This is a genomic window from Citrobacter sp. Cf116 (assembly GCF_030336505.1).
Taxonomy (GTDB): Bacteria; Pseudomonadota; Gammaproteobacteria; order Enterobacterales; family Enterobacteriaceae; genus Citrobacter; species Citrobacter freundii.
The window spans coordinates 234,837-259,091 of the sequence record NZ_JAOWEQ010000041.1 but is presented as its reverse complement, the minus strand read 5'-3'; the positions used below and the strand labels follow the sequence as shown (position 1 = coordinate 259,091).

Below are 24,255 nucleotides of genomic sequence, written 5' to 3'. Positions count from 1 at the left end.
ATTTTCCCCTGATGATTCCGACCCGAACGATTTTACAGGAGCTTTAATGCCTAACATTACCTGGTGCGATCTACCTGAAGATGTCTCTCTGTGGCCAGGTCTGCCCCTCTCTTTAAGCGGTGATGAAGTCATGCCGCTGGATTACCACGCGGGCCGCAGTGGCTGGCTGCTGTACGGTCGTGGGCTGGATAAACAACGGTTAACGCAATACCAGAGTAAACTGGGCGCGGCGATGGTGATCGTGGCGGCGTGGTGCGTTGAGGATTATCAGGTAATTCGTCTGGCGGGCTCGTTAACGCCGCGTGCGGCAAAACTGGCGCATGACGCCAAACTGGATGTTGCGCCGTTGGGTAAAATTCCGCATCTGCGCACGCCGGGTTTGCTGGTGATGGACATGGATTCAACGGCTATCCAGATCGAATGCATTGATGAAATTGCTAAACTGGCCGGAACCGGCGAGATGGTTGCCGAAGTCACCGAACGTGCAATGCGCGGCGAGCTGGACTTTACCGCCAGCCTGCGCAGCCGCGTGGCGACGCTGAAGGGCGCTGATGCCAATATTTTGCACCAGGTGCGCGAAACATTGCCGCTAATGCCAGGCCTGACTCAGTTGGTGTTAAAACTGGAAACGCTTGGCTGGAAAGTGGCTATCGCTTCCGGCGGGTTTACTTTCTTTGCCGATTATCTGCGCAACAAGCTGCGCCTGGCGGCAGCTGTGGCGAATGAGCTGGAGATCATGGACGGTAAATTTACTGGCAACGTGATCGGCGATATCGTCGATGCTCAGTACAAAGCCAGTACTCTGACCCGCCTGGCGCAAGAATATGAGATCCCGATGGCGCAGACGGTGGCGATCGGCGACGGTGCCAACGATCTGCCGATGATCAAAACGGCCGGGCTGGGGATTGCGTATCATGCGAAACCCAAAGTGAATGAAAAGACGGAGATTACTATCCGTCACGCTGACCTGATGGGCGTGTTCTGCATTCTCTCTGGCAGTATGAATCAGAAATAATGAGGTAAAACGTGGCAAAAGCTCCTAAACGCGCCTTTGTTTGTAATGAATGCGGGGCCGATTACCCGCGCTGGCAGGGGCAATGCAGCGCCTGTCAGGCCTGGAATACCATTACCGAGGTGCGCCTTGCCGCATCGCCAACGGTGGCGCGCAACGAGCGACTCAGCGGCTACGCCGGAAATGCGGGCGTTGCAAAAGTGCAGAAGCTCTCTGACATCAGCCTTGAGGAACTGCCGCGTTTTTCTACCGGATTTAAAGAGTTTGACCGCGTGCTCGGCGGTGGTGTGGTGCCCGGCAGCGCCATACTGATTGGCGGTAACCCCGGCGCGGGCAAATCAACGCTGCTGTTGCAAACGCTGTGCAGGCTCGCCGAGCAGATGAAAACCCTGTACGTCACCGGCGAAGAGTCGCTGCAACAGGTGGCGATGCGCGCGCATCGGCTTGGCCTGCCGACGGCGAACCTGAACATGCTGTCGGAAACCAGTATCGAACAAATTTGCCTGATTGCTGAAGAAGAACAGCCGAAGCTGATGGTGATCGACTCCATTCAGGTGATGCACATGGCGGATATTCAGTCTTCGCCGGGCAGCGTGGCGCAGGTGCGTGAAACCGCTGCTTACCTGACGCGCTTTGCTAAAACGCGCGGCGTGGCTATTGTGATGGTCGGCCACGTCACCAAAGATGGCTCGCTGGCCGGGCCGAAGGTACTGGAGCACTGTATTGACTGCTCGGTGTTGCTCGACGGCGACGCCGATTCCCGCTTCCGTACACTGCGTAGCCATAAAAACCGCTTTGGCGCGGTGAATGAGCTGGGCGTCTTTGCCATGACGGAACAGGGGCTGCGTGAAGTCAGCAACCCTTCTGCAATTTTCTTAAGCCGTGGCGATGAAGTCACTTCCGGTAGTTCGGTGATGGTAGTCTGGGAAGGCACGCGCCCGCTGCTGGTCGAGATTCAGGCGCTGGTCGATCACTCAATGATGGCGAACCCGCGTCGTGTGGCGGTCGGTCTGGAACAGAACCGTCTGGCGATTCTGCTGGCAGTGTTACATCGTCATGGCGGCTTGCAGATGGCGGATCAGGACGTGTTCGTTAACGTAGTCGGCGGCGTAAAAGTCACCGAAACCAGCGCCGACCTGGCGTTGCTGCTGGCAATGGTCTCCAGCCTGCGCGACAGGCCGCTGCCACAGGATTTAGTGGTCTTTGGCGAAGTGGGGTTGGCGGGAGAAATCCGTCCGGTACCCAGCGGGCAGGAGCGTATTTCGGAGGCGGCGAAACACGGTTTTCGCCGGGCGATTGTTCCTGCCGCTAACGTACCGAAAAAAGTACCGGAAGGGATGCAGGTCTTTGGCGTTAAGAAGCTTGCGGATGCGTTAAGCGTGTTTGACGACCTATAATCAAATACCCGTACGTACTGAATTTGTAGGCCTGATAAGCGATGCGTCATCAGGCAGTGTTACGCGATTTTTCCAGCAGGAGGCTCTTGTGTCATTTGATTATCTGAAAACCGCCATTAAGAAAAAGGGTTGTACCCTGCAACAGGTGGCAGATGCCAGTGGCATGACCAAGGGATATCTAAGCCAGCTTCTGAATGCCAAAATTAAAAGCCCCAGCGCGCAAAAGCTGGAGGCGTTGCACCGTTTTCTCGGACTGGAGTTTCCGCGCCAGCAGAAAAATATCGGTGTGGTATTTGGTAAGTTTTATCCGCTGCATACCGGCCATATCTATCTTATCCAGCGCGCCTGTAGTCAGGTTGATGAACTGCATATCATCATGGGCTATGACGACACGCGCGATCGCAGCCTGTTTGAAGACAGTGCCATGTCGCAACAGCCTACGGTGCCCGATCGTCTACGCTGGCTGCTGCAAACCTTTAAGTATCAGAAAAATATCCGTATTCATGCCTTCAACGAAGAGGGCATGGAGCCGTATCCACACGGTTGGGACGTGTGGAGCAACGGGATCAAAACGTTTATGCAGGAGAAAGGGATCCAGCCAAACTGGATCTACACCTCTGAAGAATCAGATGCCCCGCAGTATCTCGAACATCTGGGGATCGAAACCGTGCTGGTGGATCCCAAGCGGACGTTTATGAGCATCAGCGGCGGGCAAATCCGTGAAAACCCGTTTCGCTACTGGGAGTATATTCCGACCGAAGTGAAGCCGTTTTTCGTGCGCACCGTGGCGATCCTCGGCGGGGAGTCGAGCGGTAAATCGACGCTGGTGAACAAGCTCGCCAACATCTTTAACACCACCAGTGCGTGGGAATATGGGCGTGATTACGTCTTCTCCCATTTGGGCGGCGATGAGATGGCGTTACAGTATTCTGATTACGATAAAATCGCCCTGGGACAAGCGCAATACATTGATTTTGCTGTTAAGTACGCCAATAAAGTGGCGTTCATCGACACCGATTTTGTGACCACTCAGGCTTTCTGCAAAAAGTATGAAGGGCGTGAACACCCGTTTGTGCAAGCGCTGATTGACGAGTATCGCTTCGACCTGGTTATCCTGCTGGAAAACAACACCCCGTGGGTAGCGGATGGCTTGCGCAGCCTTGGAAGTTCGGTTGACAGAAAAGCGTTTCAGACGCTGCTGGTCGAGATGCTGCAGGAAAACAATATCAATTTTGTGCACGTTCAGGAGCCTGACTACGACGGCCGCTTCCTGCGCTGCGTGGAGCTGGTGAAAGAGTTGATGGGCGAGCAGAGATAGGTTTTTAATGCCGGATGCGCTGCGCTTATCCGGCCTACAAGTCGCGCTAACCTCGTAGGCCGGATGTGGCATCACGCCGCCATCCGGCGCTTAACGCTAATTACTTAGAAATACGCTTGTACTTAATACGCTTCGGCTCCAGCGCATCGGCGCCCAGCGTGCGTTTCTTGTACTCTTCGTATTCGGTAAAGTTACCTTCGAAGAACTCAACCTTACCCTCATCCTGGTAATCCAGAATGTGGGTCGCGATACGGTCAAGGAACCAACGGTCGTGCGAGATAACCATCGCGCAGCCCGGGAACTCCAGCAGGGCGTTTTCCAGCGCGCGCAGGGTTTCGATATCCAGGTCGTTGGTTGGTTCATCGAGCAGCAGCATGTTGCCGCCAACTTGCAGCAGCTTCGCCAGGTGCAGACGACCACGCTCACCGCCGGACAGCTCGCCAACGCGTTTACCCTGATCCACACCTTTGAAGTTGAAGCGGCCCACGTAGGCACGGCTTGGCATTTCGGTGTTGCCGATCTTCATGATATCCAGCCCGCCGGACACTTCTTCCCACACGGTTTTGCTGTTGTCCATGGCGTCACGGAACTGGTCAACGGAGGCCAGTTTGACGGTTTCACCCAGCGTGATGGTACCGCTGTCAGGCTGTTCCTGGCCGGACATCATACGGAACAGGGTTGATTTACCCGCGCCGTTCGGACCGATGATGCCGACGATAGCGCCTTTCGGTACCGAGAAGCTCAGGTCGTCAATCAGCACGCGATCGCCGTAGGATTTACGCAGATTGGTAACTTCAACGACTTTATCGCCCAGACGTGCTCCAGGTGGGATAAACAATTCGTTGGTTTCGTTACGTTTCTGGTATTCAGTGTTGTTCAGCTCTTCAAAGCGTGCCAGACGGGCTTTGCCCTTAGACTGACGGCCTTTCGCGCCCTGACGAACCCACTCCAGCTCTTTCTCAATGGATTTACGGCGAGCCGCTTCCTGAGAGGCTTCCTGGGCCAGACGCTGATCTTTCTGCTCCAGCCAGGAAGAGTAGTTACCTTCCCACGGAATACCTTCACCACGGTCCAGCTCCAGGATCCAGCCGGCAACGTTGTCGAGGAAGTAACGGTCGTGGGTAATTGCCACTACGGTACCTTCGAAGTCGTGCAGGAAGCGTTCCAGCCACGCGACGGATTCGGCGTCCAGGTGGTTAGTCGGTTCGTCGAGCAGCAGCATGTCTGGTTTTTCCAGCAGCAGGCGGCACAGCGCGACGCGGCGGCGTTCACCACCGGAGAGATTCTCAATTTTAGCGTCCCAGTCCGGCAGACGCAGGGCGTCAGCGGCACGCTCAAGCTGCACGTTCAGGTTATGACCGTCGTGCGCCTGAATGATCTCTTCAAACTTGCCCTGCTGTGCGGCCAGCTTATCGAAGTCAGCGTCCGGTTCGGCGTACTTGGCGTACACTTCATCCAGACCTTTCAGCGCGTTAACCACTTCGGCAACCGCTTCTTCCACGGATTCACGAACGGTATGTTCCGGGTTCAGTTTTGGTTCCTGAGGCAGGTAACCGATTTTAATGCCAGGCTGTGGGCGAGCTTCACCTTCGATATCAGTATCAATACCGGCCATGATGCGCAGCAGGGTAGATTTACCCGCACCGTTCAGACCGAGAACACCGATTTTGGCGCCAGGGAAGAAGCTCAGTGAGATGTTTTTAAGAATATGACGTTTCGGCGGAACGACCTTGCCGACACGATGCATGGTATAAACGAATTGGGCCACGTTGGACTCGCCTCTATGTTTATCCCGTCATACTTCAAGCCGCAGATGCGTTGGCTGTGTCGTTCACCCCAGTCACGTACTTTTGTACGCTCAGGGGATTCACTTCCTCGCCGCCTTGCTGCAACTTGAATTATTTAGGGCTAATTATTGGTAAATAGTTATCAAAGGCGAAGTGTAGCCTTTTTCATTGTCCAATCCCAGCCAGCAGATCCCACTCGCAACAAAAGTAAAAAAGTGTCCGTGACGTGGCGCATTCTGCAATGTCTGGTTAGCATGAATGAATTAAGCGGCATGATGCTGCACAGACGTAACATGAGAAGAGGAAGAGCTTGTGGACAAAGCCAAACAATTTACCTGGCGCCTGCTGGCTGCCAGCGTATGTCTGCTGACGGTCAGTCAAGTAGCGCGAGCGGATTCCCTGGATGAGCAGCGCAATCGCTATGCGCAAATTAAGCAGGCCTGGGATAACCGGCAGATGGATGTCGTAGAGCAGATGATGCCTGGCCTGAAGAACTATCCTCTGTATCCTTATCTGGAATATCGCCAGATCACTGACGATCTGATGAATCAGCCCACCATTACCGTCACCAATTTTGTGCGCGCCAACCCGACGCTGCCCCCGGCGCGTACTCTGCAATCTCGTTTCGTGAATGAACTGGCGCGCCGCGAAGACTGGCGTGGGCTGCTGGCGTTCAGTCCGGAAAAACCGGGCACCACCGAGGCGCAATGTAACTATTACTTCGCGAAATGGAGTACCGGACAAACTGAAGAAGCCTGGCAGGGGGCGAAAGAACTGTGGCTGAGCGGAAAAAGTCAGCCGAACGCCTGTGACAAATTATTCGGCGTATGGCGTGCCTCAGGCACCCAGGATCCGCTGGCGTATCTGGAGCGTATTCGTCTGGCGATGAAAGCCGGGAATACCGGACTGGTCACGGCGTTGGCCGGACAGATGCCCGCGCAATACCAAACCATTGCTTCAGCGATCATCGCGCTGGCCAACGATCCGAATTCGGTAATGACCTTTGCTCGCACCACCGGCGCAACGGATTTCACCCGCCAGATGGCGGCGGTCGCCTTTGCCAGCGTGGCGCGTCAGGATGTGGAGAATGCCCGCCTGATGATCCCTTCCCTGGTGCAGGCGCAACAGCTGAATGACGAGCAAACCCAGGAGCTGCGCGACATTGTCGCCTGGCGTCTGATGGGCAATGACGTTACCGACGAGCAGGCCAAATGGCGTGATGATGCGATTATGCGCTCCAACTCCACCTCGCTTGTGGAGCGCCGGGTGCGCATGGCGCTGGGAACCGGCGATCGTCGTGGCCTGAATACCTGGCTGGCGCGTCTGCCAATGGAAGCCAAAGAAAAAGATGAGTGGCGCTACTGGCAAGCGGATCTGCTGCTGGAGCGCGGACGCGATGCGGAAGCCAAAGAGATCCTGCACCAACTCATGCAGCAGCGCGGTTTCTATCCGATGGTGGCGGCACAGCGCCTGGGCGAAGAGTACGAGCTGAAAGTGGATAAAGCACCAGCGAACGTTGATTCTGCGCTGACTCAGGGCCCGGAAATGGCACGCGTCCGCGAGCTAATGTACTGGAACATGGATAATACTGCGCGCAGTGAATGGGCGAATCTGGTCACCAGCCGTACCAAGTCCGAGCAGGCTCAGTTGGCGCGTTACGCGTTCAATAATCACTGGTGGGATCTAAGCGTTCAGGCGACGATCGCCGGAAAACTGTGGGATCATCTGGAAGAGCGCTTCCCATTGGCCTATAAAGATCTTTTTACCCGTTACACCAGCGGCAAGGATATTCAGCCAAGCTATGCGATGGCGATAGCGCGTCAGGAAAGCGCCTGGAACCCGAAAGTGAAATCACCGGTTGGCGCAAGCGGGCTGATGCAGATTATGCCGGGTACGGCGACGCATACGGTGAAAATGTTCTCGATTCCAGGTTACAGCAGTCCGAGCCAGCTATTGGATCCTGATACCAACATCAACATCGGAACCAGCTATTTGCAGTACGTGTATCAGCAATTTGGCAATAACCGCATCTTTGCGTCAGCAGCCTATAACGCCGGTCCGGGACGCGTTCGCACCTGGCTTGGCAATAGCGCTGGCCGCATTGATGCCGTCGCGTTTGTCGAGAGCATTCCATTCTCAGAGACGCGTGGTTATGTGAAGAACGTGCTGGCTTACGATGCGTACTATCGCTATTTCCTCGGCGATAAACCGGAGTTGATGAGCGACGCAGAATGGCAACGTCGTTACTGATCGTGTCGATTGTGTTATGCTATCGTACTCGTTAAAGAGTACAAAAGGGGGAGGCAAGCACGCTTCCCCCGCAACGATGGCGATATCTTATGACTCAGCAATCACCCTATTCAGCAGAGATGGCAGAACAACGTCACCAGGAGTGGTTACGTTTTGTCGATCTGCTTAAACAAGCCTACGAACAAGATTTACACCTGCCACTGCTCAATTTGATGTTAACGCCGGATGAGCGTGAAGCGTTGGGCACGCGTGTGCGTATCATTGAAGAGCTGCTGCGCGGTGAGATGAGCCAGCGTGAGCTTAAAAACGAGCTCGGGGCGGGGATTGCTACTATTACGCGAGGGTCGAACAGCCTCAAATCCGCACCGGTGGATCTGCGTCAGTGGCTGGAACAGGTGTTGCTCGGGAAAAATTGATCCGCCGGATGTGGCTTTGCCTTATCCGGCCTACGATTGAACATCCGGCACAATGCTATAAATACACCGCGTTATGAAACGGGCTGAGCGCCAGAATCACCGCCTGGTGGTAGACGCTCGAACGCGTCAGCTTACCCGCGGTAAAGACGCCGATTGCGCCCTCTTTACGGCCAATCTCATCAATACCTGTATAGTCCGACATCACCGGGCCGAGTGCTTCACCTTTGCGGACTCTGTCGAGAATGACAGTAGGCAATGGCAGCGTGGCTGAACGGGCTTCACCGCGCTGGATGCCGTTATCAATTACTACCCAACTGAACGTGGCATCGTCGTCAATTCCTGCTTCAATGGCGACCCAGAAATCAGCCTGCGGGTGCTGGCGGCGAGCGTTATCAACGCGATTTCGTGCGCCAGTGCGCGTTTCCTGGTTTCCGAAAGGTTGTTCCGGCACGCCACTCTCGACGGCGACGGGTTCAATATGGCAGGATCCTTCCCCGAAAATCTCTTCAAATGCCCGCAGAATTGCCTGAATTTTGGCAGGATTGGTGGTCGCAGAGATAACCTTGTGCATAATTAAGCTCAGTTTGAAAATTCATCGCATCGCAGTATAACGGAAAAAAAGCATGTTACAGGTATACCTTGTTCGCCATGGCGAAACGCAGTGGAACGCCGAGCGACGTATTCAAGGCCAGTCAGACAGCCCACTAACCGCTAAAGGTGAACAGCAAGCCATGCAGGTGGGTGAACGCGCTCGCTCGTTTGGTATTACGCATGTCATCAGTAGCGATCTTGGTCGTACACGACGCACCGCAGAAATCATCGCCCAGGCCTGTGGCTGTGATATCACCTATGACTCCCGTCTGCGCGAGCTAAATATGGGTGTGCTGGAAAAACGTCACATCGATACGCTGACGCCGGAGGAAGAGGGCTGGCGTCGCCAGTTGGTGAACGGTACGGTGGATGGTCGTATCCCGGAAGGAGAATCGATGCATGAATTGAGCGATCGCGTCAACGCAGCGCTGGCATCCTGTCTGGAATTGCCGCCGGGAAGTCGTCCGCTGCTGGTCAGTCACGGTATCGCGCTGGGTTGCCTGGTGAGTACAATTCTTGGATTACCGGCATGGGCTGAACGTCGCTTGCGTCTGCGCAACTGTTCTATTTCTCGCGTTGATTACCAGGAAAGCTTATGGCTGGCGCCGGGATGGGTCGTTGAAACGGCAGGGGACATCTCACATCTGGACGCCCCTGCGTTGGATGAACTACAGCGCTAGCGGCGAATCGGAATCAGGAATTCGCAGCGCAGGTTGATCGGGCGATCTCCCGCTTTGGCATCTTCTGCCGGGTAATATCGCTCGATATCCTGTCCTTTACGGCGCGTCAGGTTCAGCATTGGCATGCATGTGCCGTAAACCGTCAGGATAAACTCTTGCACGCCGGTTCCCAGCCCTTCGTAGGTAAACATCACGTACTCGCCACCCTGTAACAGGATAGGCTGCGCCGACGGCACATAGCCATTGGCCTGTTCCGGCGTCAGTGCAGTGGTGTAAAACACTTCCTGCTCGTCATCTTTTTCAATGCTCGGACGCGTTTCGTTAAGCCCGTACAGGACTGGCGGGATCGCAGGAGCCTGACTGAGGAAGTCGCGCCAGAACTGAATACGCATTTCATGACGGAAATCTGAAATCTGTTCCAGCGAGCAGGAATAGCTTTGCGTGGTGCCGAGTAGTTGCGTATCTTCCAGGGTGACAAACTCGTGCGCAGGCATCGCAAATTCACCCAGGCGCATTGGCGGGCGAATACCAAACGCACTCCATTCCGGGGAGCGACGATACAGAGCAGGCGTTTGGGAAAACTGTTTCTTGAACGCGCGAGTAAAGGTTTGTTGAGAGTCGAAGCGATATTGCAGCGCAATATCCAAAATTGGGCGCGCAGTCAGGCGCAGCGCCACTGCAGATTTCGATAAACGACGGGCGCGGATATAGGCGCCAATAGCATGGCCCGTCACGTCCTTAAACATTCTCTGCAGGTGCCACTTGGAATAGCCCGCTTTTGCCGCCACATTGTCAAGCGACAAAGGCTGATCCAGATGACCTTCCAGCCAGATTAATAGGTCGCGAATAATGCCAGCCTGATCCATAAAATATCCTCATCCTTTCAACAACGAGTACCTGACGTCAGGTATGAGGATAATAGCATTTTTTGCTGTTTTAGCATTCAGTGTTTTTTTTGCTCATAAATGCTTTTTTCGGACATACGAAAGCGTGATTATTGTAATCCTGTGATCTGTATACGTTTTATCTTAGAATGTCGAATAATTGCACAGAGTAACTTTTAAAAATGGTAACAATATGAAATATAAGAGCTTAGTTATTTCCTCAATTCTGCTGATGTTGGCGCAGGTTGCCCATGCGGAGCAGATTGGATCTGTCGATACGGTGTTCAAAATGTTTGGCCCGGACCATAAAATTGTGGTCGAAGCGTTTGACGATCCGGATGTTACTAACGTGACCTGCTACGTGAGTCGGGCGAAGACTGGCGGCATCAAAGGTGGTCTGGGGCTGGCGGAAGATACCTCCGATGCCGCCATTTCCTGCCAGCAGGTTGGGCCGGTAGAACTGAGCGACAGAATCAAGAACGGTAAAGCTCAGGGCGAAGTGGTATTTAAAAAACGTACCTCGCTGGTGTTTAAATCTTTACAGGTCGTGCGTTTTTACGATGCGAAACGTAATGCGCTGGCCTATCTGGCTTATTCAGATAAAGTCGTCGATGGATCGCCCAAAAATGCCATTAGCGCGGTACCCATCATGCCGTGGCGGCAATAACAAGGAAGCACAATGCAACAGCCGTTGATCTGGTTGGTTGAGGATGAGCAGGGAATCGCTGATACGCTTATCTACATGCTGCAGCAAGAGGGGTTTAGCGTAGAGGCGTTTGAGCGCGGATTTCCCATGCTGGAGAAATCTCGCCAGCAATGCCCTGATGCCATCATTCTGGATGTCGGGCTACCGGATATAAGCGGTTTTGAACTGTGCCGACGTTTACTTGAACGCCACCCGGCGTTGCCGATCCTGTTTCTGACCGCACGCAGCGATGAAGTGGATCGCCTGTTGGGGCTGGAAATTGGCGCGGATGACTATGTTGCCAAGCCTTTCTCGCCGCGTGAAGTGTGCGCTCGTGTGCGTACGCTGCTGCGGCGGGTGCAAAAATTCTCCACGCCTTCATTGACAACGCGCTGTGGGGATTTTGAACTTAATGAGCTGGCCGCGCAGATTACCTGGTTCGGCATGCCGTTGAACCTGACGCGCTATGAATTCCTGCTGCTGAAAACATTCCTGATGTCGCCGGGACGTATTTACTCCCGCCAACAACTGATGGATTTAGTCTGGGCCGATGCGCAGGATACCTTTGACAGAACGGTCGATACCCACATCAAAACGCTGCGCGCCAAGCTGCGGGCCATCAACCCCGAGCTTTCCCCCATCAATACGCATCGTGGTATGGGATACAGCCTGAGGAGCGTCTGATGCGCATTGGCATGCGTTTGCTGCTCGGCTATTTTCTGATTGTTGCCGTCGCTGCCTGGTTCGTTCTGTCTATCTTTGTGCAGGAAATTAAGCCAGGCGTCCGTCGAGCGACTGAAGGCACATTGATTGATACCGCCACGCTGCTGGCTGCGCTGGCGCGTGATGACTTACTCTCTAACTCTCCCGCCAACGGCAAGCTGGCGCAGGCCTTTTCGCAACTGCATAACCGCCCATTCCGCGCCAATATTAGCGGCATTAACAAAGTACGTAATGAATACCATGTCTACATGACGGACGCGCAGGGCAAGGTGGTGTTTGATTCAGCTAATCAGGCCGTCGGTCAGGACTACTCCCGCTGGAACGACGTGTGGTTAACATTACGTGGGCAGTATGGCGCTCGTAGTACGCCGCAAAATCCGGACGACCCGGAAAGCTCGGTGATGTACGTTGCCGCGCCGATTGTAGACGGTGGTCGTATTATCGGTGTGCTCAGTGTCGGCAAACCAAATGCAGCGATGGCGCCGGTGATTAAACGCAGTGAACGGCGAATGCTGTGGGCCAGCGCCGTATTGCTGGGTATTGCCCTGGTGATTGGCTTCGGGATGGTATGGTGGATAAACCGCTCCATTGCCCGGCTGGCGCGTTATGCCGATTCCGTTACTGAGAATTGCCCCGTCCCACTGCCTGATTTAGGCAGTAGCGAGTTACGCAAACTGGCGCAGGCGCTGGAAAGTATGCGTCTGAAGCTCGAAGGCAAGAACTACATTGAGCAGTATGTCTACGCGTTAACGCATGAGCTGAAAAGCCCGCTGGCGGCCATTCGTGGCGCGGCAGAGATACTGCGCGAAGGTCCGCCGCCAAACGTGGTAGCGCGCTTTACCGATAATATTCTGACGCAAAATGCGCGCATGCAGGCGCTGGTTGAAACCTTGTTACGTCAGGCGCGACTGGAGAATCGGCAGGACATTACGTTGACGCCAGTGGCGGTAGATGCACTGTTTGCTCAGCTCAAAGAGGCGCGTAGCGTGCAGCTGGCGGCAAAAAACATCACGCTGACCATTTTGCCTTCATCGCTTAGCGTCGCAGCCGATCCCGCGTTACTGGAGCAGGCATTGGGGAATTTACTCGACAACGCTATCGACTTTACGCCACAGGACGGGACGATTGTGCTGAGTGCACATCAGCACGAGGATCGGGTCACGTTGCAGGTTACCGACAGCGGTAGCGGGATCCCTGACTTTGCGTTGCCGCGTATTTTTGAGCGCTTCTACTCGCTGCCCCGCGAGAATGGACACAAGAGCAGCGGTTTGGGGCTGGCGTTTGTCAGTGAAGTTGCACGACTGCATGAAGGCGCGGTGACATTATCTAACCGACCAGAGGGCGGCGCACAAGCTTCGTTTACGCTTCACCGTCACTTCACATAACTTCAAATTCTCCGCACATAGCTGTTCTACCTTGCTGATATTGCAAAGGAGAACGCTATGTTGAAATCACCCCTGTTCTGGAAAATCGTCACTCTGGGTGGCGCCATGCTGCTGCTGTTAATTCCCCTGACAATGGTCAGGCAGATAATCGTAGAGCGATCGGATTATCGCAATGACGTTGAAGATGCAATCCGCCAGAGCACCAGCGGACCGCAAAAGATGGTCGGCCCGTTGATAGCCATTCCGGTGACAGAGCTTTATACCTCGCTGGAGGATGGCAAAGAGATCCAGCGTAAGCGAAGCTATATCCATTTCTGGCTGCCGGAGTCGTTGGTGGTTGAGGGGAGTCAGAACGTTGAAGCGCGTAAAATCGGTATTTATGAGGGCCAGGTCTGGCACAACGATATCTCGGTGAAGGCCGAGTTTAACGCTGAACGTTTGCGTGATTTAAACCATCCCAACGTCAGCGTCGGCAAACCATTTATCGTGGTTGGCGTGGGGGATGCGCGCGGGATTGGTGTGGTGCAAGCGCCGCAGGTCAATGGAACGCCGCTGGCGGTTGAGCCGGGGACGGGGCTGGATGGACGTGCGCAGGGGATCCACATTCCGTTACCCGACGCGAGCTGGGCGGAGCAAAACCTGAGCATGACGCTGTCGCTGAATTTGAGCGGAACAGGAGATTTCTCCGTTGTTCCGGTTGGCCGTAACAGTGAAATGACCTTAACCAGCAATTGGTCGCATCCCAACTTTCTTGGGGATTTTCTTCCGGCTAAGCGCGAAATCAGTAAGTCTGGATTCAATGCCCAGTGGCAAAGCAGTTGGTTTGCCAATAACCTCGGCGAACGCTTTGATGGCGAAAAGATTGGCTGGGAGGGAATGCCTGCATTTAGCGTCGCTGTCGCCACGCCTGCGGATCAATACCAACTGACGGACAGGGCGACAAAATATGCCATTTTGCTGATTGTGCTGACCTTTATGTCTTTCTTTGTCCTTGAAAGCATGACCAGCCTTCGACTGCACCCGATGCAGTACCTGCTGGTGGGATTATCGCTGGTGATGTTTTATCTGTTGCTGCTGGCGTTGTCAGAACATATTGGTTTTACCGCCGCGTGGATTACGGCCAGTCTGGTGGGGGCGTTGATGAACGGTGTGTATCTGCAGGCGATATTACAGGGTTGGCGTAAGAGTATTTTGTTCACCGTAGCGCTGCTGGGGTTGGATGGTGTGATGTGGGTGTTGCTCCGTTCACAGGACAGCTCTTTACTGCTGGGAACCGGCGTGCTGTTGGTCGCGTTGTGTGGCGTGATGTTCCTGACGCGTCATCTTGACTGGCACTCGCTGGCACAGCCAAAACCAAAGCCGACAGAAATTTCGGAGTCTCAGCCTGCGCAGAGTGACGAGTTTCGCTTATGGAAATAGGGCTGTGGTGAAATGAAAAACGGCGCATATTGCGCCGTTTTTTTACCTGTGAGGATCGAATTAATCCTGCAGGTCGCCGCAGAAACGGTAGCCTTCACCGTGAATGGTGGCGATGATTTCTGGCGTATCCGGCGTTGATTCGAAATGTTTACGAATGCGGCGGATAGTCACGTCAACGGTACGGTCATGCGGCTTCAGTTCGCGACCGGTCATTTTTTTCAGCAGTTCTGCGCGAGACTGGATTTTGCCCGGATTCTCACAGAAGTGAAGCATGGCGCGGAATTCGCTGCGTGGCAGTTTATACTGCTCGCCATCAGGACCAATCAGAGAGCGGCTGTTGATGTCCAGCTCCCAGCCATTGAATTTGTAGCTCTCGACGCTACGGCGTTCTTCGCTGACGGTACCCAGGTTCATGGTACGCGACAGCAGGTTACGAGCACGGATAGTCAGTTCGCGCGGGTTAAACGGCTTGGTGATGTAATCGTCTGCGCCGATTTCGAGGCCGAGAATTTTATCGACTTCGTTATCACGGCCCGTCAGGAACATCAGCGCAACGTTAGCTTGTTCGCGGAGTTCGCGCGCTAACAGGAGGCCATTTTTCCCAGGCAGATTGATATCCATAATCACAAGGTTGATGTCATATTCAGAGAGAATCTGATGCATTTCCGCGCCATCTGTCGCTTCGAATACATCATAGCCTTCTGCTTCGAAAATGCTTTTCAACGTGTTGCGTGTTACTAACTCGTCTTCAACGATAAGAATGTGCGGGGTCTGCATGTTTGCTACCTAAATTGCCAACTAAATCGAAACAGGAAGTACAAAAGTCCCTGACCTGCCTGATGCATGCCGTAAATTAACATGATCGGCGTAACATGACTAAAGTACGTAATTGCGTTCTTGATGCACTTTCCATCAACGTCAACAACATCATTAGCTTGGTCGTGGGTAGTTTCCCTCTGGACCCGACAGTGTCAAAAACGGCTGTCATCCTAACCATTTTAACAGCAACATAACAGGCTAAGACATGCCGGACACCCAATAAAACTACGCTTCGTTGACATATATCAAGTTCAATTGTAGCACGTTAACAGTTTGATGAAATCAACGTATCCAAATGTTTGCTTTCATCACAAAATTGCAATATTACAACTAGTTGCACGCGCTAATTAATAAATGTAATGAATCCAACCAATGCGATCCATTTTAAATTAAATTATCATGGATAAACAGAAGGATATGCAACTTTTGTTAACATAAAGGGCAATAGTTCAGTCTGGAAATAGTTTAGCATTTTTTACCGGATGCGAAATGCTTTTTCAGTGATTTCTGTTAAAAATATGTAAATTCGCGCTGCGTAATATGTTGATGCATGTCACATTATTACCTGCACACAGGCCAAAAGAGTATCGAAATGCGTTTAACAATTATTCTGGTTGCCCCCGCCAGAGCGGAAAATATTGGTGCGGCTGCCCGTGCGATGAAGACCATGGGATTCACCCAGTTGCGAATCGTTGACAGCGAGGCCCACCTGGAACCCGCCACGCGATGGGTTGCGCATGGTTCGGGTGATATTATTGATAATATTAACGTTTTTCCAACGTTAGCCGAGGCGCTTCACGACGTGGATTTTACCGTCGCGACCACGGCGCGCAGCCGCGCGAAGTTTCATTATTACGCTACGCCGGTCGAACTGGTTCCCCTGTTGCAGGAAAAATCAACGTGGATGGATCACGCCGCGCTGGTTTTTGGTCGTGAAGATTCGGGGCTGACCAACGAAGAATTGGCTCTGGCGGATGTCCTCACCGGGGTACCTATGGTGGCTGACTATCCATCACTCAATTTGGGGCAGGCGGTGATGGTGTATTGCTATCAATTAGCAGGTTTAATACAACAACCGGCCAGAAACATTGAGATGACGGATGAGCATCAGCTACAGGCATTGCGCGAACGTGTTTTGCGTTTATTAGCCACGCTGAACGTTTCTGACGACATTAAGTTGACGGACTGGCTGCAACAGCGAATGGGTCTGTTAGAGCAGCGAGACACGGCAATGTTGCACCGTTTTTTACATGATATAGAAAAAAATCTAACAAAATAAAGTGTTGATCAATGTTTGTTGTGCAGTGTTTTGCTCTGGTTTCAAGTGGACGAGACATGCTGTATTGGTTGAAAGTAAAAGGGCAAGCAGTCGCTCATGAACAAGTTTCGGAATGTGATCAATTTAAAAATTTATTGACTTAGGTCAGCAGATACTTTAACCCTTAAAGAATACAGGACAGATAATAAATAATTACAGAGCACACAACATCATGAAACGCATCAGCATCACTATTACCACAACCATCACCATTACCACAGGTAACGGTGCGGGCTGACGCGTACAGGAAACACAAGAAAAAGCCCGCACCTAAACAGTGCGGGCTTTTTTTTTCGACCAAAGGCAATGAGGTAAACCATGCGAGTGTTGAAGTTCGGCGGTACATCAGTGGCAAATGCAGAGCGCTTTCTGCGGGTTGCCGATATTCTGGAAAGCAATGCCAGACAGGGGCAGGTCGCGACCGTGCTCTCTGCCCCCGCAAAAATTACTAACCATCTGGTGGCGATGATTGAGAAGACCATCGGTGGTCAGGATGCTTTAGCCAATATCAGCGACGCCGAACGTATTTTCTCTGAGCTGTTGGTGGGTTTGGCCGCTGCGCAGCCGGGTTTTCCGCTGGCTCCGCTCAAAGCCTTTGTTGAACAAGAGTTTGCCCAGATTAAACACGTCTTGCATGGCATCAGCCTGTTGGGACAGTGCCCGGACAGCATCAATGCCGCGCTTATCTGCCGCGGCGAAAAAATGTCGATCGCCATCATGGCTGGCCTGCTGGAAGCGCGCGGGCACAACGTGACGGTCATCGACCCGGTGGAGAAATTGCTGGCAGTCGGCCATTACCTCGAATCTACCGTTGATATCGCCGAATCTACGCGCCGCATTGCCGCCAGCCGTATTCCTGCGGACCACATGATTTTGATGGCCGGATTTACCGCCGGGAATGAGAAAGGTGAGTTAGTAGTGCTGGGGCGTAATGGCTCCGACTACTCTGCCGCCGTACTGGCCGCCTGTTTGCGCGCGGATTGTTGTGAGATCTGGACCGATGTTGACGGCGTATATACTTGCGATCCGCGTCAGGTACCCGACGCCCGACTGCTGAAGTCGATGTCTTATCAGGAAGCGATGGAGCTTTCTTACTTCGGCGCCAAAGTGCTGCACCCGCGCACCATTACCCCTATTGCCCAGTTCCAGATCCCTTGCCTGATTAAAAATACCGGCAATCCACAAGCGCCTGGCACGTTGATTGGCGCCAGCAGTGATGACGACGATTTGCCGGTAAAAGGTATTTCTAATCTCAATAACATGGCTATGTTTAGCGTTTCCGGCCCAGGAATGAAAGGCATGGTGGGTATGGCGGCACGCGTTTTTGCCGCAATGTCGCGTGCGGGCATCTCGGTAGTGCTGATCACCCAATCCTCTTCCGAATACAGCATCAGCTTCTGCGTCCCGCAGGGCGACTGCGCGCGTGCGCAACGCGCGATGCAGGATGAATTCTACCTCGAACTGAAAGAAGGCCTGCTGGAGCCGCTGGCGGTGACTGAGCGTCTGGCTATCATCTCTGTTGTTGGCGATGGTATGCGTACTCTGCGTGGCATTTCGGCGAAATTCTTTGCCGCGCTGGCTCGTGCGAACATCAATATCGTGGCGATCGCCCAGGGTTCGTCTGAGCGTTCTATTTCAGTGGTGGTGAACAACGACGACGCGACTACCGGCGTTCGCGTGACCCATCAAATGCTGTTCAACACCGACCAGGTGATTGAAGTGTTTGTGATTGGCGTAGGCGGCGTGGGCGGTGCGCTACTGGAGCAGCTTAAACGTCAGCAAACCTGGCTCAAAAAGAAGCATATCGATCTGCGCGTGTGCGGCGTGGCGAACTCGAAGGCCCTGTTGACCAACGTCCATGGTTTGAATCTGGAAAACTGGCAGTCGGAGCTGGAAAGTGCGAAAGAGCCTTTCAACCTTGGGCGCTTAATTCGCCTGGTGAAAGAATATCATCTGCTTAATCCGGTGATTGTCGACTGTACGTCAAGCCAGGCGGTGGCAGATCAGTATGCTGATTTCCTGCGCGAAGGCTTCCATGTGGTTACGCCGAACAAAAAGGCCAACACCTCGTCGATGGATTACTACCATCAGCTGCGTTTTGCCGCCGCGAAGTCCAGGCGTAAATTCCTCTACGACACCAACGTGGGCGCAGGCTTGCCGGTAATTGAAAACCTGCAAAACCTGCTCAGCGCAGGTGATGAATTGCAGCGTTTCTCCGGTATTCTTTCCGGCTCGCTGTCGTTTATTTTCGGCAAGCTGGATGAAGGCATGAGCTTCTCGCAAGCCACCACCATGGCGCGTGAGATGGGCTATACCGAGCCCGATCCGCGTGACGATCTTTCCGGCATGGATGTGGCACGTAAGCTGTTGATCCTCGCCCGTGAGACCGGTCGTGAGCTGGAGCTTTCAGACGTGGTCATTGAACCAGTTCTGCCAAAAGAATTTGATGATTCCGGTGATGTATCCGCGTTTATGGCGAAATTACCGCAGCTGGATGACGTGTTTGCCGCGCGCGTGGCGAAAGCCCGTGATGAGGGAAAAGTATTGCGTTATGTTGGCAATATCGAAGAGGACGGCGTTTGTCGCGTGAAAATTGATGCAGTAGACGGCAACGATCCGCTGTTTAAAGTGAAAAACGGTGAGAACGCGCTGGCATTCTATAGCCACTACTATCAGCCGTTACCGTTGGTTCTGCGCGGATATGGCGCGGGTAACGACGTGACGGCAGCGGGCGTCTTTGCCGACCTGCTACGCACCCTTTCATGGAAGTTAGGAGTCTGACATGGTGAGAGTTTATGCCCCGGCTTCCAGTGCCAATATGAGCGTCGGGTTTGATGTGCTCGGTGCGGCGGTAACTCCGGTGGACGGTTCGCTGTTGGGCGATGTGGTGACCGTTGAGGCGGCTGATCAGTTCAGCCTGAACAACCTTGGGCGCTTTGCCAACAAGCTGCCGTCAGAGCCGCGCGAAAATATTGTCTATCAGTGTTGGGAGCGATTCTGCCAGGAGCTGGGTAAAACGGTTCCGGTGGCGATGACGCTGGAAAAAAATATGCCGATTGGCTCCGGGTTAGGCTCCAGCGCCTGTTCCGTCGTGGCGGCGTTAGTCGCTATGAACGAACACTGCGGTAAGCCGCTCAACGATACGCGCCTGTTGGCGATAATGGGCGAGCTGGAAGGGCGTATCTCCGGCAGTATTCATTACGATAACGTTGCCCCGTGCTTTTTGGGCGGCATGCAGTTAATGATTGAAGAAAACGGCATTATTAGCCAGCAGGTGCCAGGCTTTGATGAGTGGCTATGGGTACTGGCGTATCCGGGGATTAAAGTGTCCACGGCAGAAGCGCGGGCGATTCTACCTGCGCAGTATCGCCGTCAGGACTGTATCGCCCACGGGCGACATCTGGCTGGATTTATCCATGCCTGCTATTCCCGTCAGCCTGGGCTTGCCGCGAAGCTGATGAAGGACGTCATTGCTGAGCCGTATCGTACCCGCTTGCTGCCAGGCTTTAGTCAGGCGCGTCAGGCGGTAACAGAAATTGGCGCGCTGGCCAGCGGGATCTCCGGGTCAGGGCCGACGCTGTTCGCCTTGTGCGATAAGCCAGATACGGCGCAGCGCGTAGCAGATTGGCTGAGTAAAAATTACCTGCAAAATCAGGAAGGCTTTGTTCATATTTGCCGGCTGGACACGGCGGGCGCACGGGTACTGGGATAATCAATGAAACTGTATAATCTGAAAGATCATAACGAGCAGGTCAGCTTTGCGCAGGCCGTCACGCAAGGGCTTGGCAAGAATCAGGGATTGTTTTTTCCGCACGATCTACCGGAATTCAATCTGACAGAAGTGGATGAGATGCTGAACCAGGACTTCGTTAGCCGCAGCGCGAAGATCCTGTCCGCATTTATTGGTGATGAGATCCCTCAGGAAATTCTGGAAAAACGCGTGCGTGCTGCATTTGCTTTTCCGGCACCGGTTGCTCAGGTTGCCGCAGATGTCGGCTGTCTGGAACTGTTCCACGGCCCTACGCTTGCATTTAAAGACTTTGGCGGGCGCTTTATGGCGCAAATGCTGACGCACATCAGCGGCGACAAGCCGGTAACCATTCTGACGGCGACCTCAGGTGATACCGGCGCGGCGGTTGCACATGCCTTTTATGGCCTGAAAAATGTGCGCGTGGTGATCCTCTACCCGAACGGCAAGATCAGCCCATTACAGGAAAAACTGTTCTGTACGCTGGGCGGTAACATTGAAACTGTAGCGATTGATGGCGATTTTGATGCCTGCCAGGCGCTGGTGAAACAGGCGTTTGATGACGAAGAGCTGAAGGTGGCTCTGGGACTGAACTCGGCTAATTCAATTAACATCAGCCGTCTGCTGGCGCAAATCTGTTACTACTTTGAGGCTGTGGCTCAGCTACCGCAAGAGGCGCGGAATCAGCTGGTGATTTCTGTTCCCAGCGGTAACTTTGGCGATCTGACCGCCGGGCTGCTGGCGAAATCACTGGGCTTGCCGGTGAAGCGTTTTATCGCGGCGACTAACGTTAACGATACGGTTCCGCGTTTCCTTGCTGAAGGTGAGTGGGCGCCGAAAGCGACTCAGGCGACGTTATCGAATGCGATGGATGTCAGCCAGCCGAACAACTGGCCGCGCGTGGAAGAACTGTTCCGCCGTAAAATCTGGCGTCTGAATGAGCTGGGTTATGCCGCCGTTGATGATGCCACGACTCAGGACACCATGCGTGAGTTACATGAGATAGGCTACACCTCAGAACCGCATGCGGCGGTGGCTTACCGTGCGCTGCGTGACCAACTGAACCCTGGCGAGTACGGCCTGTTCCTTGGTACTGCGCATCCGGCGAAGTTTAAAGAAAGCGTTGAAGAGATTCTTGATCTGACGTTGGCGTTGCCAAAAGAGCTGGCGGAACGCGCGGACTTGCCGCTGCTTTCTCATCACCTGCCTGCTGATTTTGCGCAACTGCGTAAGCTGATGATGACCCGCAGTTAACGGTGGTGCCCGCTGGCGCTTTGCTTAGCGGGCCTACAAAACCTGTAGGCCGGATAAGGCGTTAGCCGTCATCCGGCATGAAAATTATTGCTCGTGGCGTTTAAACACCAGTTCGCCGTTTCCTGACGCTTCTTCATCAAAGAAATAGCCTTCGCTGTTAAATGCGGTCAGCTGTTCCGGCTGCGTTAAGCGGTTCTCAATGATGTAGCGGCTCATCAGGCCGCGCGCTTTCTTGGCATAAAAGCTGATGACTTTGAACTTGCCGTTTTTCTCGTCGAGGAAGACTGGTTTAATCAGCTCGGCATTGAGCTTTTTCGGCTTCACGGATTTAAAATACTCATCCGAAGCGAGATTAATCACCACGCTGTCGCCTTGTGCTTCAAGTGCTTCATTAAGTTTATCGGTGATGATATCTCCCCAGAACTGGTAGAGATCTTTACCCTTCGCATTGGCCAAACGAATGCCCATCTCCAGACGATAAGGCTGCATCAAATCCAGCGGACGTAGAACGCCGTACAGTCCGGACAACATCCGTAAATGCTGCTGAGCGAATTCGAAATCCGCCTCGCTGAAGGTTTCAGCCTGCAGCCCGGTATACACGTCGCCCTTAAATGCCAGAATGGCCTGGCGCGCATTGTCCGGCGTGAAGTCAGGCTGCCAGTCATGGAAACGCGTGGCATTCAAATCCGCCAGTTTGTCGCTAATTCCCATCAGCTTGCCAATCTGCGGCGCAGAGAGCTGGCGCGCCACATGGATAAGCTGCTGAGAGTGATCCAGCAGTTCGGGTAGCGTATGGCGTGTTGTTGCCAGCGGACTTTGGTAGTCGAGCGTTTTTGCAGGTGAAATCAGAATCAGCATATCCAGTCCTTGCAGGAAATTTACTGCGACTTTAGCAAAAAAAACGACAGATTTGATCGATGGTTGTGATTGCCGCGCTATCCGCGCGGCGTTTGATCCCAGCTTTCGGGGGCAAGCTGTTGTCTGATATCAGGATAACGGTGCGGATCGAATTCCGGGCGCACCCCGAGTTTACGCTGGCGCAGATAGTCGCTGGCGATGGTATGGACAACCGGAGAAAGCAGCAGAATCGCCGTCAGGTTAGTGATGGCCATACAAGCCATAATGATATCGGCCAACTGCCAGACCAGCGGGAAGCTGACAAACGTTCCGCCGATAATGGTGCTAATGGTAGCGATTCGCAATAGCCAGATGACGCGCATATTGTCCAGTTTCAGAAAGACGAGATTGTTCTCCGCATAGATGTAGTTGGCGACGATCGAGCTAAAGGCAAACAGAATCACAATAAAAGCCACGAATCCGGCTCCCCATTCTCCCGTCAGCGTTACCATTGCTTTCTGAAGTAACTGGATGCCTTCCATTGGGACATAGCTGGTGCCATTGCCTGCCAACAGAATAATCATCGCGCTAGCCGTACAGACCACGAGAGTGTCGCCTAATACCCCAATCATTTGCACAATGCCTTGTGCCGCAGGATGCGGTGGCCAGGAGGCGGCCGATGCGGCTGCATTCGGCGTAGATCCCATTCCGGCTTCGTTAGAAAACATGCCGCGCTGAAAACCGTTGGCAATAGCCTGGCTTAGCGTATATCCGGCCGCACCCGCTGCTGCTTCCTGCCAGCCAAAGGCGCTTTTTATAATGGTGACGATAATGTCGGGAAGCTGCCCGATATGCCACAGACAGATGATGATGCTACTTCCAACCCACAGCAGTGCCATCATCGGAACGAACCATTGCATCAGGCGTGCGACGCCTTTAATACCGCCGACGATGACCAGTAATGACACTATTGCCAGTGCGATACCGGAGAAGAGGGGAGGGATGTCAAAAGCAAAGGTCAACGCACGAGAGACCGAGTTCGCCTGAACGCTGTTAAAAATCAGTCCATAGGCAATCAGTAAAAAGATGGCAAAAAGGACGCCCATCCAGCGCATGCCCAGACCACGTGCCATATACCACGCAGGACCACCGCGGAACTGTCCTTTGCTATCGCGTTCTTTATACAGTTGGGCAAGTGAGCACTCGGCGAATGACGTTGCCATACCAATGACCGCTGAGACCCACATCCAGAAAATGGCTCCAGGGCCGCCAGCGGCGATCGCCAACGCTACGCCGGCCAGGTTCCCGCTACCGATACGCGCGGCAAGGCTGGTGCACAGAGCCTGAAAGGAAGTTAAACCGCCCGGCTGCGGGCTAATGCTGTTTTTAAGACTTGTGCCAAACTGGCGAATGTAGCGGAACTGCACGAACCCTGTACGCCAGGTGAACCAACATCCTGCGCCAAGCAGGAGGTAGATCATCACCGATCCCCAGAGTATTTCATTAATAAATGAGAAAAAATCAGGCATTAACATCCCTCTTGTTGATGCCGGTAAGCGCGAAGATTTCCGTGTAAGCGCTACCAATAATCGACCAGTATATACCTTGTCATGAGAGTGATTGCGGGAGTTTATCATAACAATCGTTATATCCCGCAATTGCGCATCACAGGCTTTGAGATGCGTAATCAGGGCTGAGCAGCGGGTCGGACAATCCAGGCGGTTGCGCTGAG

At 53.5% G+C, this 24,255-nt stretch carries 22 protein-coding genes and 1 other annotated feature; of the genes, 16 read left to right on the top strand and 6 right to left on the bottom strand.

The annotated features are described in order from the left end of the window. Positions 1 to 46: 46 nt before the first annotated feature. The 3 genes from serB (at position 47) to nadR (ending at position 3,727) form a co-directional block, all read left to right on the top strand. Positions 47 to 1,015 carry a phosphoserine phosphatase gene (serB, locus tag OGV74_RS22115; RefSeq protein ID WP_286521561.1) on the top strand — a complete coding sequence of 323 codons (969 nt, stop codon included), beginning with the start codon at positions 47 to 49 and terminating at the stop codon, positions 1,013 to 1,015. A gap of 11 nt (positions 1,016 to 1,026) precedes the next feature. Continuing rightward, entirely contained in the window at positions 1,027 to 2,409 is a 1,383-nt protein-coding gene (gene radA, locus OGV74_RS22110) for a DNA repair protein RadA (protein ID WP_001728171.1), read from the top strand. A gap of 88 nt (positions 2,410 to 2,497) precedes the next feature. After that, positions 2,498 to 3,727: a multifunctional transcriptional regulator/nicotinamide-nucleotide adenylyltransferase/ribosylnicotinamide kinase NadR gene (nadR, locus tag OGV74_RS22105; RefSeq protein WP_003019021.1), complete on the top strand. Its 1,230-nt coding sequence runs from the start codon at positions 2,498 to 2,500 to the stop codon at positions 3,725 to 3,727. 100 nt (positions 3,728 to 3,827) lie between these two features. On the opposite strand, the gene ettA is transcribed toward nadR, so the two are convergent. Beyond that, on the bottom strand, positions 3,828 to 5,495 hold the full coding sequence (ettA, locus tag OGV74_RS22100; RefSeq protein WP_003019019.1) for an energy-dependent translational throttle protein EttA: 1,668 nt from the start codon (positions 5,493 to 5,495) through the stop codon (positions 3,828 to 3,830). A gap of 331 nt (positions 5,496 to 5,826) precedes the next feature. Between ettA and sltY the strand changes: the two genes are divergently transcribed. Further along, positions 5,827 to 7,764 carry a murein transglycosylase gene (gene sltY, locus OGV74_RS22095; RefSeq protein WP_003019016.1) on the top strand — a complete coding sequence of 646 codons (1,938 nt, stop codon included), beginning with the start codon at positions 5,827 to 5,829 and terminating at the stop codon, positions 7,762 to 7,764. Between the two features lie 89 nt (positions 7,765 to 7,853). After that, entirely contained in the window at positions 7,854 to 8,180 is a 327-nt protein-coding gene (gene trpR / locus OGV74_RS22090) for a trp operon repressor (RefSeq protein WP_086504868.1), read from the top strand. Between the two features lie 55 nt (positions 8,181 to 8,235). Here the strand turns inward: trpR and yjjX are convergent, their stop codons facing one another. Next, on the bottom strand, positions 8,236 to 8,751 hold the full coding sequence (gene yjjX / locus OGV74_RS22085) for an inosine/xanthosine triphosphatase (RefSeq protein ID WP_003019009.1): 516 nt from the start codon (positions 8,749 to 8,751) through the stop codon (positions 8,236 to 8,238). Between the two features lie 52 nt (positions 8,752 to 8,803). Between yjjX and gpmB the strand changes: the two genes are divergently transcribed. Beyond that, on the top strand, positions 8,804 to 9,451 hold the full coding sequence (gene gpmB, locus OGV74_RS22080) for a 2,3-diphosphoglycerate-dependent phosphoglycerate mutase GpmB (RefSeq protein ID WP_086504869.1): 648 nt from the start codon (positions 8,804 to 8,806) through the stop codon (positions 9,449 to 9,451). Here gpmB and robA read toward each other — a convergent pair. After that, positions 9,448 to 10,317, bottom strand: a complete 870-nt coding sequence (robA, locus tag OGV74_RS22075) for an MDR efflux pump AcrAB transcriptional activator RobA (RefSeq protein WP_003837295.1) — start codon at positions 10,315 to 10,317, stop codon at positions 9,448 to 9,450. The two genes, gpmB and robA, sit on opposite strands and share 4 nt — an antisense overlap. 211 nt (positions 10,318 to 10,528) lie before the next feature. Between robA and creA the strand changes: the two genes are divergently transcribed. From creA to creD, 4 genes are read left to right on the top strand one after another with little or no spacing between them, the layout of a single operon-like run. Then, positions 10,529 to 11,002, top strand: coding sequence for a protein CreA (creA, locus tag OGV74_RS22070; protein ID WP_003018998.1), 474 nt, complete (start codon positions 10,529 to 10,531; stop codon positions 11,000 to 11,002). 12 nt (positions 11,003 to 11,014) lie between these two features. Then, a complete protein-coding gene (gene creB, locus OGV74_RS22065; protein WP_086504870.1) occupies positions 11,015 to 11,704 on the top strand; it encodes a two-component system response regulator CreB in 690 nt (229 codons plus the stop codon). After that, the gene (gene creC, locus OGV74_RS22060) at positions 11,704 to 13,128 is read left to right on the top strand and encodes a two-component system sensor histidine kinase CreC (protein ID WP_086504871.1); all 1,425 of its coding nucleotides are present in this window, start codon (positions 11,704 to 11,706) and stop codon (positions 13,126 to 13,128) included. The genes creB and creC overlap by 1 nt, the downstream gene beginning before the upstream one ends. Before the next feature lie 57 nt (positions 13,129 to 13,185). Beyond that, entirely contained in the window at positions 13,186 to 14,547 is a 1,362-nt protein-coding gene (gene creD / locus OGV74_RS22055) for a cell envelope integrity protein CreD (RefSeq protein ID WP_086504872.1), read from the top strand. Between the two features lie 60 nt (positions 14,548 to 14,607). Here creD and arcA read toward each other — a convergent pair whose 3' ends face one another. Continuing rightward, complete coding sequence (gene arcA / locus OGV74_RS22050; protein ID WP_001194359.1) at positions 14,608 to 15,324, bottom strand: two-component system response regulator ArcA; 717 nt, start codon at positions 15,322 to 15,324, stop codon at positions 14,608 to 14,610. A 95-nt stretch (positions 15,325 to 15,419) separates the two neighbouring features. Here arcA and yjjY point away from each other — a divergent pair, with 95 nt between their 5' ends. From yjjY to thrC, 6 genes are all read left to right on the top strand, one after another. Beyond that, positions 15,420 to 15,560 carry a YjjY family protein gene (yjjY, locus tag OGV74_RS22045; protein ID WP_042998021.1) on the top strand — a complete coding sequence of 47 codons (141 nt, stop codon included), beginning with the start codon at positions 15,420 to 15,422 and terminating at the stop codon, positions 15,558 to 15,560. A 398-nt stretch (positions 15,561 to 15,958) separates the two neighbouring features. Further along, positions 15,959 to 16,645 carry a tRNA/rRNA methyltransferase gene (locus OGV74_RS22040; protein WP_003018988.1) on the top strand — a complete coding sequence of 229 codons (687 nt, stop codon included), beginning with the start codon at positions 15,959 to 15,961 and terminating at the stop codon, positions 16,643 to 16,645. A 206-nt stretch (positions 16,646 to 16,851) separates the two neighbouring features. Further along, positions 16,852 to 16,978: a sequence feature (Thr leader region), on the top strand. Beyond that, positions 16,857 to 16,922, top strand: a complete 66-nt coding sequence (gene thrL / locus OGV74_RS22035; RefSeq protein ID WP_032337689.1) for a thr operon leader peptide — start codon at positions 16,857 to 16,859, stop codon at positions 16,920 to 16,922. It overlaps the preceding feature by 66 nt. A 24-nt stretch (positions 16,979 to 17,002) precedes the next feature. Continuing rightward, complete coding sequence (thrA, locus tag OGV74_RS22030) at positions 17,003 to 19,465, top strand: bifunctional aspartate kinase/homoserine dehydrogenase I (RefSeq protein WP_003018985.1); 2,463 nt, start codon at positions 17,003 to 17,005, stop codon at positions 19,463 to 19,465. A 1-nt stretch (position 19,466) separates the two neighbouring features. After that, complete coding sequence (gene thrB / locus OGV74_RS22025) at positions 19,467 to 20,396, top strand: homoserine kinase (RefSeq protein ID WP_048219758.1); 930 nt, start codon at positions 19,467 to 19,469, stop codon at positions 20,394 to 20,396. 3 nt (positions 20,397 to 20,399) lie between these two features. Next, entirely contained in the window at positions 20,400 to 21,686 is a 1,287-nt protein-coding gene (gene thrC / locus OGV74_RS22020; RefSeq protein ID WP_003018980.1) for a threonine synthase, read from the top strand. 84 nt (positions 21,687 to 21,770) lie between these two features. Here the strand turns inward: thrC and yaaA are convergent, their stop codons facing one another. Both yaaA and OGV74_RS22010 read right to left on the bottom strand, forming a co-directional pair. Beyond that, on the bottom strand, positions 21,771 to 22,544 hold the full coding sequence (yaaA, locus tag OGV74_RS22015; RefSeq protein WP_286521552.1) for a peroxide stress protein YaaA: 774 nt from the start codon (positions 22,542 to 22,544) through the stop codon (positions 21,771 to 21,773). Between the two features lie 77 nt (positions 22,545 to 22,621). Further along, entirely contained in the window at positions 22,622 to 24,052 is a 1,431-nt protein-coding gene (locus tag OGV74_RS22010; protein ID WP_086504986.1) for an alanine/glycine:cation symporter family protein, read from the bottom strand. Positions 24,053 to 24,255 lie beyond the last annotated feature (203 nt).